13 protein-coding genes are annotated in these 11981 nt (G+C 62.0%); 2 read left to right on the top strand and 11 right to left on the bottom strand.

All coding sequences use genetic code 11. From position 1 onward, the window contains the following. Positions 1–57: 57 nt before the first annotated feature. The 5 genes from LVD12_RS03145 to LVD12_RS03125 all read right to left on the bottom strand — a co-directional run bounded on the left by LVD12_RS03145 (position 58) and on the right by LVD12_RS03125 (position 3698). The gene (locus tag LVD12_RS03145) at positions 58–567 is read right to left on the bottom strand and encodes a BLUF domain-containing protein (protein WP_237065541.1); all 510 of its coding nucleotides are present in this window, start codon (positions 565–567) and stop codon (positions 58–60) included. A gap of 209 nt (positions 568–776) precedes the next feature. Further along, positions 777–2111 carry a tetratricopeptide repeat protein gene (locus LVD12_RS03140; protein ID WP_237065540.1) on the bottom strand — a complete coding sequence of 445 codons (1335 nt, stop codon included), beginning with the start codon at positions 2109–2111 and terminating at the stop codon, positions 777–779. A 111-nt stretch (positions 2112–2222) separates the two neighbouring features. Then, positions 2223–2633: a hypothetical protein gene (locus tag LVD12_RS03135; protein WP_237065539.1), complete on the bottom strand. Its 411-nt coding sequence runs from the start codon at positions 2631–2633 to the stop codon at positions 2223–2225. A 132-nt stretch (positions 2634–2765) separates the two neighbouring features. Continuing rightward, entirely contained in the window at positions 2766–3260 is a 495-nt protein-coding gene (locus LVD12_RS03130) for a PH domain-containing protein (protein WP_237065538.1), read from the bottom strand. A 12-nt stretch (positions 3261–3272) separates the two neighbouring features. Next, complete coding sequence (locus LVD12_RS03125) at positions 3273–3698, bottom strand: MAPEG family protein (RefSeq protein ID WP_237065537.1); 426 nt, start codon at positions 3696–3698, stop codon at positions 3273–3275. A 228-nt stretch (positions 3699–3926) separates the two neighbouring features. Here LVD12_RS03125 and LVD12_RS03120 point away from each other — a divergent pair, with 228 nt between their 5' ends. Next, positions 3927–4832 carry a patatin-like phospholipase family protein gene (locus tag LVD12_RS03120; RefSeq protein WP_237065535.1) on the top strand — a complete coding sequence of 302 codons (906 nt, stop codon included), beginning with the start codon at positions 3927–3929 and terminating at the stop codon, positions 4830–4832. Here the strand turns inward: LVD12_RS03120 and LVD12_RS03115 are convergent. The 6 genes from LVD12_RS03115 to LVD12_RS03090 all read right to left on the bottom strand — a co-directional run bounded on the left by LVD12_RS03115 (position 4829) and on the right by LVD12_RS03090 (position 10887). After that, on the bottom strand, positions 4829–5401 hold the full coding sequence (locus LVD12_RS03115) for a DUF1415 domain-containing protein (RefSeq protein WP_237065533.1): 573 nt from the start codon (positions 5399–5401) through the stop codon (positions 4829–4831). The genes LVD12_RS03120 and LVD12_RS03115 overlap by 4 nt on opposite strands. A gap of 7 nt (positions 5402–5408) precedes the next feature. Further along, positions 5409–5945 (bottom strand): DUF2058 domain-containing protein, encoded by a 537-nt coding sequence (locus tag LVD12_RS03110; protein WP_237065531.1) that lies wholly within the window; start codon positions 5943–5945, stop codon positions 5409–5411. 61 nt (positions 5946–6006) lie between these two features. Continuing rightward, a complete protein-coding gene (locus LVD12_RS03105; RefSeq protein WP_237065529.1) occupies positions 6007–7608 on the bottom strand; it encodes an AbgT family transporter in 1602 nt (533 codons plus the stop codon). 130 nt (positions 7609–7738) lie between these two features. After that, a complete protein-coding gene (locus tag LVD12_RS03100) occupies positions 7739–8905 on the bottom strand; it encodes an alpha/beta hydrolase (RefSeq protein WP_237065527.1) in 1167 nt (388 codons plus the stop codon). A 25-nt stretch (positions 8906–8930) separates the two neighbouring features. After that, a complete protein-coding gene (locus tag LVD12_RS03095; RefSeq protein ID WP_237065526.1) occupies positions 8931–9254 on the bottom strand; it encodes a hypothetical protein in 324 nt (107 codons plus the stop codon). Positions 9255–9555: 301 nt separating this feature from the next. Further along, positions 9556–10887, bottom strand: coding sequence for an erythromycin esterase family protein (locus LVD12_RS03090; protein WP_237065525.1), 1332 nt, complete (start codon positions 10885–10887; stop codon positions 9556–9558). Between the two features lie 157 nt (positions 10888–11044). Between LVD12_RS03090 and LVD12_RS03085 the strand changes: the two genes are divergently transcribed. Beyond that, positions 11045–11827, top strand: coding sequence for a crotonase/enoyl-CoA hydratase family protein (locus tag LVD12_RS03085; RefSeq protein WP_237065524.1), 783 nt, complete (start codon positions 11045–11047; stop codon positions 11825–11827). Positions 11828–11981: the final 154 nt, after the last annotated feature.

Raw genomic sequence — 11981 nt, 5'->3', positions numbered from 1 at the left:
GCACGCGGATCTCACTATAACGCCGAAATTCGCTGGCTGCAGCCGGGATTGACGGGATTAATTGGCGAGGCGGGATTTGCGAGAGAAGAGCGCACGCAGGTTGAAGCGTTTCGCTTTCCGGGTTGCCTCTGCGTTTTCGTCCCGTGCATGCTCGAAAAACTGCACCAGCGAATCGGCCTCCTCCTCAGAGAAGCGCAGCGGCTGGAAGCGGGTGTAGCCCCGGCGGCCGAGGAACTGTCGCAGGGACTGCTCTGCGGGGACATATTTCATCGACCAGTCGCTAAAGAGCCTTGCCGCGACAGTCTTCAGGGAAAGGGTGGTCACCTGGTGATGGCGGCTGTCGGCGCAGATACGCCGGAACGTTTCGTTCACCACCTCCCGTTCGCCCTCGAGGGCCTGGAAAAAATAACCATCGCCGAAATAGAGAATGCCACCCACATCACTGCGGCTGTTGTTCTGACGGCTCTGCATCAGGATACGGGCGACAGTGGGTTCGACGCCACTCTTGGCGGGTAGCGGGAAGAAGGAAGCCTTGCTGGCGTAGACCAGGCGTACGAGTTCGCCCATGCTGAGTCCCCTTGCTTGCTTTTTTTGTGAGCTATAGCGCACAAGTACGCAGGCGCGCCAGCGACAGATCACTGCGTCACATTTCATGCTCACTGTCTTCAGGTTAGTTGAATTCTGCGCTTGTGTGCGCGGTGCATCCTCCGGCACTTGCCTGGAGCCGGGGTGGATGAAGTTGGGGATCGTCGAGGGCGGAGGTGGCGCCTTGTCTTCTAGCCGGCAGTGGTTGGTTTCGCCCCGCTTGCACGGGCGACCATCTCGCGGACGTGGTTGCTATCGGGTTTCATTGCTAGGCGTTCCTCACAGAACGCCTCTGCAGTGCCGCGTTCTCCCAGTCGGAGGGCGGCCTCGGCCAGCGTCCAGTCGATGATGTCGCGCTGGGCGTGACTACCCCCGAAGGTATTGGCGATGGCACGGGCGCTGTGCAGATGGCGGATGGCACTGCCGTAATCGCCTTCCCAGAAGGCACTGAATCCCTCCACCAGGGGCAGACCGGTCTCCCAGCCCCAATGGCACACCTCGCGGTGGCTGTCGCGCCCGGCGCGCAGGCAGTTACCAACCCGCTCCAGTGCCTGCTGGCGGCCGGCGCCGAGAAATGCCATGGCGCCGTGCCAGTCATTGAACGGGTAGTGGTGACCGTCTGCGTGGGGCTCCCAGCAGTCCGCCAGTTCCTGCCAGCGTTCGCCGACGTCACAGCCGGCAAGGACCAGTCGCCACAGCAGCGCTGCTGCGTCTACGAGATCCAGTGCCATGACACTGGCGTCACGGCGGATCGGGCCGTCGTAGATTTCCAGGGCCTCTTCCGTTTCGCCCTGATCCAGGTGGTAGAGGGCCCGGTGCCACCAGTTGTGCACTTTGAAGAAATTGTCCTCCCCGGCCCAGAAGGGCTCACGTTCCTGCATCCAGCGGATTCCCTCTGCAGTGCGGCCCTGCATTTCCAGTACGTGGGCCACGGCGTGGTGCGCCCAGCAGTCGAAAGGTTCCAGCTCCAGCGCGCTGTGGCCGAAGGCTTCAGCACGTTCGTAGTCCGCGCACTCCTCCAGCCCGAAGGCATACATGCCGAGCAGCAGTGAATAGCCGGGGATTTCCGCCGACCACTGGGGTAGCACCCGCGCGATCCGGTCGCGCAGGTTGCGGCTGCTGGCACGGTAGAAATCCATCAGGTGTCCGCACTGGATGGCTACCAGATCGTGGGGGAAGCGACAGCTGTGGTAGTCCAGTGCCGTTGCCGCCTCGGTCCAGTTGCCACCGGTAAGGGATTTCAGCACCGAGACGTGGGAGCGCTCCTGCTCTGACAGGGGCAGCACCTGGGTGGCCACCAGGATCTTCTGGGCGGCTATATTGGCCGCCGGCTCGGTACTGGTGGCATACAGGTAGGCCTTGAGCAGGTGAGCCATGGCGAAACCGGGAGATTCGGCGATGGCATCTTCCAGCAGTGCGAAGGGATCGCCGCGATAGAGGTTGAAGGCAGTCAGGGCGCGCTGGTAATACTCGAGGGCGGCGGGACTGGCACCGGACAGGCGGTTTCCCTGTTGGTCAAATGGCATGGATATCCTTTTGGGCTAATCATGCATCTTCCGTTGCCTTTTCAGTATGGAAGCTCTGGTGAGGATTGCACGGTCATGCGGGGAGACCCGGGCAGCACAGGCCCTACGGGGTCAGGAGTCCGTGATTGCGATATCCAGGGTATATTCCGCTGTTTCCTCTCGCCTCGCGGCAGAGCGCATCATGTACACCTGAATGGTGTAAACACCATCTTCAGGCAGGGCCTGCATGAAACGGTTGCCATTGATGGACCCGATGAATACTGCCGCGTCACCGGGGCCCTTACCGGGAGGGAAAACATTGAAATAGCTGGCGCTATGACTGGTATCCATCACCACGCTCATCTGCTGGCCCGCCTGCGCGCGCAACTGGTAGGTGACTGTGTCGTAGCCTTTGATCGAGCCGCTGACCTGAGTGCTGCTACTACCCGCGGGAAAACGGATTTCGTGGGACTCTTCTGCCATAGCACCTGTCGCAAAAGCCAGCTGGAGGCAAACAATGGAAATCAGCAGCAATGGCTTCATGGCATTTTTCCAGGAAATTGCGCTCGAGAGAGGCACAGGCCATCGAGTCCCTGAAGAAACTCTAGCCCAGATCCCCTGGATATGAGCAGCGAAGCGATGGGATATGAGGGGTCACCTCGTGCCCGAGGGCGATCACGTTTGCCCGTTCAGGAGTTCCGCAGCCCGTGCCGGCCGATCCGGTGTGATCACCAGGGTGTGGGTCGGGAAACGCAGCACTACCGCATTTTTCTGGTCGGTGGCAAAGGCGCGGTAGCGGCCCAGTTTTTTATTGCGGAAAAGACCAATAAAGCCAAACAGGCCGCCATTGCCAAAGGTGCGGATGGAACCATCCATCGCCTGGGGATCGTGTTCCGCCTGCTCAAGTCCGGTCAGTGACAGGCTGGTCTTCCACAGCGGTCGCAACACCAGCAGGCGATCCGGCTCAATGATGAAACCGCGGATGGCAAACAGGGCGCTCAGGGCCAGAATAGCGAGTGGCAGCCAGATGCTGACCAGGTAAATCGCAGGTGGATTTTCCGGAGCCCGGTTGATCAGGATTGCCGGCAGGCCGAGCAGGAACAGGGTGAACACAACGGTCAGGATTCTGAGCTGGCGACTCCAGGGCGCGCCGAACTTTACTTGCTGCATGAACGCTTCCGCTTAAGTCAGGGCCATGATGGCACGCACCGTCAGTGCAAAGAGTGCCATGGAGGAGAGTACGAAAATCACAAAGCGAATTTCAATTCTGTTGACCAGCGCCTGAAACAGGCTGTGGATCACTCGCGTAACCACATAGACCCAGGTCAGAATCAGGTTCAGCCCGTCACTTTGGCCCACCAGCGCCAGTACCAGGGCGATGGCATAAAAGAGCGTCGGCTGCTCCATCAGGTGATTGTAGTTGTCAGCCTTCCAGCGCACCCGCGCCGGCAATTGCTGCATCTGTGTGCCCTGCGGGGCCGTGGAGTCCAGTTCCAATCCGGCGGCGCGGATTGCCGGCAGGCGCGTGGCGTACATCCAGATCCACATCAGCAGTGACCAGGCGACCAGGGCAACAACCGGCAGCAGTATCGGGGAATGGTTCGGCATGGTGGCCCCTGTTGAAAATCGAAAGTGAACTTTCGCGTCCGTAAAGTCTACGGCGCCGATACTCTAACGCCCGGGGCGGCGTCTGTCAGCCAGTAGCGCACCCGATGGGGCACGGCAGCGCTCTGGTCACTCGATTTGAGCGGGAAGGCGACTGTCGACGGCGGAAGGCAAAGTTAAAATTACCCACAGTAGCGAAACCACAACTGCCGATGCAGCAATGGAGAGTCAATGAGTCGAGATAGCGCAGTTTCCCAGGCGGCGCTCGTGGTAGAGGGCGGGGCGATGCGCGGCATCTTCGCCGCCGGTGTCCTCGATGCCTTTATCGAAGCGGACTTCCTGCCCTACGACTTTGCCATCGGTGTATCCGCGGGCTCCACCAACCTGATCGGTTACCTGGCGGGAGATCACGGGCGCAGTCGCCGTATCCTGATGGATCATGCCCGGCGGGAGGATTTCATCAACTGGCGGCGTTTCCTGAAGGGGGGGCACTTCTGTGACGTGGGGTGGCTGTGGCACGCCTCCTTTGATGAGGTGCCGCTGAGCCTGCAGCGTTACTATGACAACGGTGTGCCACTTTACGCGGTCACCACCAGCATTGACTCCGGTCAGGCGCACTACCTGGAAGTTACGGCAGAAAATATGCACGAGGTGTTTCCCGCTTCCTGTGCCATTCCGTTCGCCTATCGCGGTTTTCCGCGAGTCAATGGCGAGCCCATGACCGATGGTGGGCTGGCGGACTCCATTCCCGTCATTCGCGCCTACGAGCAGGGGGCCCGGGACATCACGGTGCTCCTCTCCCGCCCGCTGGGCTACCGCAAAAGGGAAACCCCGGCTCCGCAGTTCATGAAGCAGCTGTTCCGGGATCACGCGAGCCTGTTCGAGTCAGTGCTGGGGCGTGCCGAGCGCTACAATCGCGCGCTGGAGTTTATTCGGCAGCCTCCTGAGGATTGCCGGGTGCGGGTAATTTCCCCACCGGCCGATTTCCCGGTGGCGCGCTTTACCCAGGAGCCGGATCTGTTACAGCGAGGCTATGAGATTGGCCGCCAGGCAGGTAACGCGCACCTGGACACAGCAGGGAGCGATGGCGCGGAGACGGCTGCCGATCCGGATTGCCTGTCCGCCGACAGGGGTTAGTGCCCCCTGGAGTTGTCGTCCCGGAACAGGTAGGGGAACAATTGCAGGCATTGCTCAGCCGTCAGAGCCCGGACGCGGCGGATATTGTTTTCGGGAATCGATTCCGGGTCCGGGTATCTCTCCAGTACCTGCTCGATACTGGCCTCACGGATCAGGTGGAGGATCGGGTATGGGGCCCGGTTGGTGAGGTTCTCCGCATCCCCGGCGTCGGTGCCGGCAAACTGGTAATCAGGGTGGAAGGTCGCTAGCTGGTAGATGCCGCTGTAGCCCCCTCGTTCGATCAGCCACTCCGCCAGGTCCAGGAACTGGTTGAAGTCTTCAAACCGTTCGAGATGGCAGGGAACGATCACCAGGGTAGTCTCCAGCGTTTCGGCAGGTTCCCGGTCCAGTCGCTCCATTTCCACCCGCAGGTTTTCCATCAGCTCCTCGTCGGAACGGGCACCGCTGATGGCGTAACGGACCTGTCCGGCGCGCATGGGCTTGCGGGCAAAGGGGCACAGGTTCAGGCCCACCACCACATCGGTGAGCCATTGCTCCACTGCCCGCAGGATGTCCTCATCGTGGCTCAAGCGTGACTTACCACATCAGGTCGTCGGGGATCTGGTACTCCGCGTAGGGATCGTCCTCGTCCGGCTGGCCGCTGTCTGCGGGAGGCTGTACCACGGCGTCTGGTTTGCGTTCACTGATCTTCTCTGCGATTACCCGCGGCACCAGCTCGAACTGCTCGTCCAGACCCACAATCATCAGCCGTCCGGCCGCCAGGTGGTCGCGCACTGCCTCAGAGACATAGATCTTTTTGATCTTGCGCTCGAAGGTGAAGTTGTAGGCGATGTCGCCGTTGCCCTTGGACTGCTTGTTGCTTTCCACCAGTTGCTTGATCTGGGCCGTGATCGCCTTCTCTCGCGCGGCAGCGTCACGCTCGGCATTGAGTGCCCGGTCGCGGGCGGCTTTCTCAGCACGGGCCAGCTCTACCGCTTCGCGGGCCTCATCGACCTGCAGCTGGCCGGACTTCTTGGCCACTTTATTCTGCTTGCGCTTTTCCTTGTTGACCTGCTTGGCCTTTTTGGCATCCACCAGGCCGGCCTTGAGCAGTTGATCCTGCAGTGAACTCATGAATGAAACTCTCGCTGTGAAAAGGGCCGCACCTGCGGCGCAGCCCTCGAGTTTAACGCTATTAGCTGCCGAAGTAAGTGGCGGCACCCGGTCCCACCGGCAAGCCGAGCGCAAATACCCAGAGGAAGAACAGGGTGGTCCAGCCGATGAAGAAGAAAATCGAGAAGGGGATCATGGTGGCGATCAGCGTACCGATACCCAGGTCTTTCTTGTAGCGGGTGGCGAAAGACACGATCAGGCCGAAGTAGCTCATCATCGGCGTGATGATGTTGGTCACGGAGTCGCCGATACGGTAGGCGGCCTGGATCACCTCCGGCGCGTAGCCGAGCAGCATCAGCATCGGCACGAAGATCGGTGCGGTGACTGCCCACTGTGCCGAGGCACTGCCCAGCATCAGGTTCACGAAGCCGCACATCATGATGAAGAACAGGAACAGCAGCGGTCCGGTCAGGCCGATGCTCTGCAGGGTATCTGCGCCGACTACGGCGAAGATGGTGCCCAGGTTGGTGACCTTGAAGAAAGCCACGAACTGCGCCGCAAAGAACACCAGCACGATGTACATGCCCATGGTGCCCATGCTCTTTGACATGGCATTGATCACGTCGCGGTCATTCTTCATGGAGCCGGTCACGCGGCCGTAGACAAAACCGGGCACGGCAAAGAACACCACGATCAGGGCCACGATGCCCTTGAGGAAGGGGGAGCCGGAAACCTCGCCCGTTTCCGGATGACGCAGCACACCCCACTCGGGAACGACGGAAAGGGCAAACAGGGCGGAAACCGCCAGTACCGCGAGGCCGGCGAACTTGAGGCCGCGCTTCTCGGCATCGGTGAGCGCTCCCAACTTGTCCTGGGAGAGGTCCACCGATGCTTCCCTCGGGTCGTACTTGCCCAGCTTGGGCTCGACGATCGCCAGCGTTACCCAGCTGCCCACGGCAGTGATGAGGAAGGTGCTGGCGATCATGAAGAACCAGTTCACCTCGGGGCCCACGGTGTAAGTGGGGTCGATCATATGGGCGGCGGACTCGGTAATGCCAGACAGGAGCGGATCGACGGTGCCGATCAGCAGGTTGGCGCTGTAGCCACCGGAGACACCGGCAAAGGCCGCCGCCAGGCCGGCCAGCGGATGACGCCCGAGAGAGTGAAAGATCATCGCCGCGAGGGGAATCAGGACCACGTAGCCCAACTCGGAGGCGGTATTGGAGAGGATGCCGGCGAATACCACGATCACTGTCACGGTGCGCTGGGATGCCTGCAGGACCAGGCCGCGGACGGCAGCACTCAGCAGACCCGAGTGCTCAGCGATACCGACCCCCAGCAGGGCCACCAGCACCGTGCCCAGGGGCGCAAAGCCGGTAAAGTTGGTCACCAGGCTGGTGACGATATAGCGCAGCCCCTCGCCAGAGAAGAGGTTGAACACCTCGATGATGCCATCCGGATCGCGGCCGGCGGCCCCTACCGGACGTGGGTCGGCGACCGACAGGCCAAAGTAGGAAGCGATGCCGCTGATGACGATGACCGCCACCGCAAACATGGCAAAGAGAGTGATCGGGTGTGGCAGCAGGTTGCCGAGCCACTCGACGGTATCCAGGAAGCGGGTAAACGCCTTCCTCTGCGCGGGAGGGCTGTTTTGCTGTTCGCCTGAGGAAGCGGTGGTGCTCATGATGGATACCTGTTGTCTGTGGGCGCCGTATTCACCGGGGCTTTAACTGCGTCAATTACGCCAGATTGGCTAAAAATTGTGCTAAAAGCCCGAGATGATACACAAAAGCGGGGTTGGACTGAATGCCAATCTAATCGCTCAACAGTGGACTCCCGGTCAATTGGGCCGAGCCCCGGGTCAACTGTCGGGGGTGGCGCAGCGGCCGGGGGGCGGGTGCGAATGGCCCCGCCGGTGCGGCCCAGGTCGCCCTCAGCTGCCGGCTGAGAAAGCGCAGCGACTGCTGCAGCGCCAGCCTGCCTGCCGCAATGCCCAGGTTGAACTGGTATTCGTGGGGCAGGGCCGGGGAATAGTCAGCGGGAAAGAACAGGGGCGTGACCGGCACGCCAAGCTCCTTCAGGGTGGCGGCCATGGATTGAGACTGCGCCAGCAGTGGATCCCCGTTGCCGCTACTGATGAAGGTGGGCGGGAAGTCCGCAGTGAGATACTGCCGCACAGAGGCAGTGTCGAATTCCGGGTTGTCGAGAAAGTCCCGGTCGCCGCTGTAGGCCCACAGCACACTGCGCAGGAATTCACCGTGGGGGCCATCAAAGTTCAGTTGTTCCAGGTCGTAGGCGCCTCCATACAGAAGCAGCCCCGACAGCTGGCGGCGCTGCAGGGGCGGTTCTATACCCAGTTCCCCAGCATAGTCTGACGATGCGATCAGGTTGCCGACCTGCGCGGCAATCTGGGCACCGGCGGAATCCCCTGCGAGGAAGACGCGAGAGGTGTCGAGGTTGAGTTTACCGGCATTCCGGTCCAGAAAAGCCAGTGCCCGGCTTACCTGCTCAACCGGCTTCGGATAGTGAGCCGCGGGAGCCAGGGAGTAGTTGAGGGCGGCCACTGCATAGCCGTGCCCCGCCAGCAGGGCGCTATAGTTGGCGATCCCTTCCTTGCTGCCAGCGACCCAGGCGCCGCCGGGGACCCAGACCACCAGGGGCATAGGCCTGCCATTCAGCTGTGGCGAGTAGAGGTCGAGCTGGGCGTCCGGGTCGTCGGGGGCGTAGGGAATGTCCTCCCTGACCCGGACGTATGCTGGTCTCAGGGGGGCCAGCGCGGTATTGAGCTGGTTGGCCTGTTTCTCAAACGCCAGCCGAATCAGGGTGGCCGACGGCCGCGGTGAAAGTTCGAAGGCTGCATAGATCGAGCCGGTGATGACGAGCAGCAACAGGGTAGCCATCACCAGAGGCCGCGGGCGGCACCGGCGTCGACCATTTTTATTGTGTGGCTGGGGATGGTTGTCCCGACCAGCTTCCGTCATAGCTTCCTGCCCGATGGGGCGCCCTTTATCCGGCGGGCCCGGCTCCGCGGGTGAAGAACCACAGCAACAAGAACAACAGCAATGCTGCCAGCATCAGCGCCAGCCCCCGCAACATGAGCGTTTTGGCGTATTTGGCCTCGCCATACAGGAGTGCATAGGGCAGCCCGGTCAGCGGACCGAGGAAGATCGACGGGATGCCCCACAGCCACTGCTTGTTGCCCAGGGCCACCAGCGCCGCCACCAGCCCACCAAACCAGAAGATCGCCAGGCCCACCACGAAGATCAGGAACAGGGGCAGTACAAGCCACTGGTGCGCGAGGTAAAACTGGATCAGGGCCTCTTCAGTCATGGTGCGATCTTTCCTGTCGGTTGAGCTTCTTCTTTGCCCGCAGCTGCCCGCGTCCCCGGCCCGAAATCTCCGCATCCCTGCCAATGGTGGCGCAAATGCGGTAAACCCCGGGATTACGACCACGAAATTTTTAACGGGAATCAAGAATGTACAAGAAAAAAGCCTGAGTTGCCCTGATCCCGGACGTTGGTAATTCAGTGCCGCTGGGGATGAAGCTTCGGCGTATGTTTAGCCACACTGCCGTGGTTACCCGAGGAGACCAGCATATGGGCGAGTCGACTTCGCGGTCGCGTGAGGAATGTCAGGTGCCGTAAGGCCAGGTTTCCGGTGGTTCGCGCGCTTCCCAGTGCCCGGTGATATCCAGCGGTTCCAGCGCCCGGGTTTCGTCCAGGTGGAACAACGCGTCGAACTGCTCCGCCACCGTTGCGCGAAAATAGTGGCTCTGGCCCTCGGTTTCGGGTCGGTAGATGACTCCGATGGCCCGCTCCAGTAGTGGCCGGTGCAGGGCGCAGGTGTCGACGGATGCCAGGTCGAGGAAAAAGTCACCCAGCCCGGTTTCGTGGAACAGCAGTTCCACGCTGCCCTCCATTGCCGGGCGCACCCAGCGGTGCTCGGCAGGCTGATCCCACTCCCGCGCTGCGGTGACATGGCCCGTATACGTGGTAAAACCCACCAGCAGGGCCTGCTCCTCAAGCTTTTCCCGCAGCAGTTGCCCCACGTTGATTTCATCCTGCAGCGCGGCGTCGGTGGCGCGGGCATCGCCCAGGTGGGAATTGTGCGCCCAGAGCGCGATTCTTGCCGGCCGCCCCCGTTGTTTCGACAGGTACTGGCGCAGGTCCAGCACCGTGTTCACCATATGGCGGTCGCGCAGGTTCCAGGTGTTTACATCGGAGAAAAACATCCCTCGGTAGTAAGCTTCGGCGTGGTGCACAACGCGCGCGTTGCGCTCGGCGTAGAACTCCTCGTCCTCCGCCCGCGGCCCGTCGCGCTGCAGCCACTGGTTGCGGCGCTCCATCATTTCCAGCAGCTGTTCCACCGCCGCTTTCTGGCACGATTCGCTGATGCCCATGGCGGCGCGGTAACCATAGCGCTGGGGATCGCCGTGGTGGTTCATGCAGGCATACCGTTCCCGAGCGCGGCGTGCGGCTCCCGGGTCGACCGTTTCCAGGTATTGGATCACTGCCTCGGCGGAGCGGTACATGCTGTACAGGTCCATGCCATAGATGCCTGTCTGTCGCCCGCGTTCCTGGCGGCTGTTCCAGAGCCGCAGCCACTGCACGAAGGACTCCATCTCGGTATTTCGCCACATCCACAGGGGAAAGCGTTCGAAGTCCGACAGAGCCTGCCCGGGCGAATCGTCGCCGTCGCGGCCATGTACATAGCGGTTGATGCGGGCGACGTCGGGCCAGTCTCCCTCAATGACGATGGCGTCGAGGCCCTGTTCCTCGATCAGCGCCCGGGTGATGGCGGCACGCGCTTCGTAGAACTCGTGGGAGCCATGAGTGGCCTCGCCGAGCAACACCATGTCGCGGTCGCTGGCGAGCTGCAGCAGGGCGCGATAATCGGATGGGTCGCCGGAGAGGCTCAGCGCTGTTTCCCGGATCTTTTGAATAGATGTAGTTGGATCCGTCATAGATAGAAAGTCCTGCAGTTGTCTCCTGCCTGTCAGCGGGGCTGCCCATTTGCAGACGGATTGTAGGGTGAGTCTTGGCGCTTCACGGACTGGTGCTTTCTCCCGCTGACCGCGCGGTTTAGCATGGGAGCGTGTTTCTGCCACCAGTGAGGCTGCCGTGGTCCAGCAATCTGTTGTCACCGAGAGCGATGGTGCTGTGTTCATCATCCGCCTGTGTCGGCCTGAGGTGCGCAATGCGGTGGATGGACCCACGGCAGCGCAGTTGCGTCAGGCCTTCGAGGAGTTCGAGCAGAGGGAGGAGCTGGCTGTCGCCGTGTTGACCGGCAGCGGGGGCCATTTCTGTGCCGGTGCCGACCTGGGGGCACTGGGCGATCCCCGCCGCCGCAACCCCGTCGAGCCCACCGGTACGGGGCCTGGTCCCATGGGGCCGACGCGGATGCTGCTCAGCAAGCCGGTCATTGCTGCGGTCTCCGGCTATGCGGTAGCGGGGGGGCTGGAACTGGCGCTGATGTGCGACCTGCGGGTGGCGGATCCGACGGCAGTCTTTGGTGTTTTCTGTCGCCGCTGGGGGGTGCCCCTGATTGATGGCGGCACGGTGCGCTTGCCGCGGATAGTCGGCCACGGTCGGGCCATGGACATGATCCTGACCGGCCGTCCGGTCGATGCCGGGGAGGCCCTGCAGATGGGCCTGGCCAATCGACTGGTTGGCGAGGGCGAAGCCCTGGGTGCTGCCCTTGAGATGGCCGCCCGGATCGCAGCGTTCCCGCAGCAGTGCTTGCGTGCTGACCGCGCTTCGGCCTACCGCCAGTGGGACCTCGATCTCAATTCCGCCCTGGAAGCCGAGGGGCGGGGTGGCTACCCGGTGGTGTTGGAGGAGGCCATTGACGGCGCAGCGCGTTTTACCCGTGGCGCCGGGCGGCACGGCGAGTTTCCCGAGTAGGCCAGCCTGCGCAACGGAAGGCCGGCCCCCTGGTCTGTCCCCTTCCTGTGAACCGATAGCCCCGGGGGACGTTTACCGGAACACTTCTATGCTGAATGCTGACGGAGTGCACTAGCCGCAGGGAGGGCTGGCCGTGGCGGGACAAAGGGCAACA

Origin of the sequence: Microbulbifer guangxiensis, assembly GCF_021729075.1 — a bacterium.
Classification (GTDB): domain Bacteria; phylum Pseudomonadota; class Gammaproteobacteria; order Pseudomonadales; family Cellvibrionaceae; genus Microbulbifer; species Microbulbifer guangxiensis.
The sequence above is the reverse complement of the archived record's forward strand: the minus strand, read 5'-3'. Positions and strand labels throughout refer to the sequence as shown.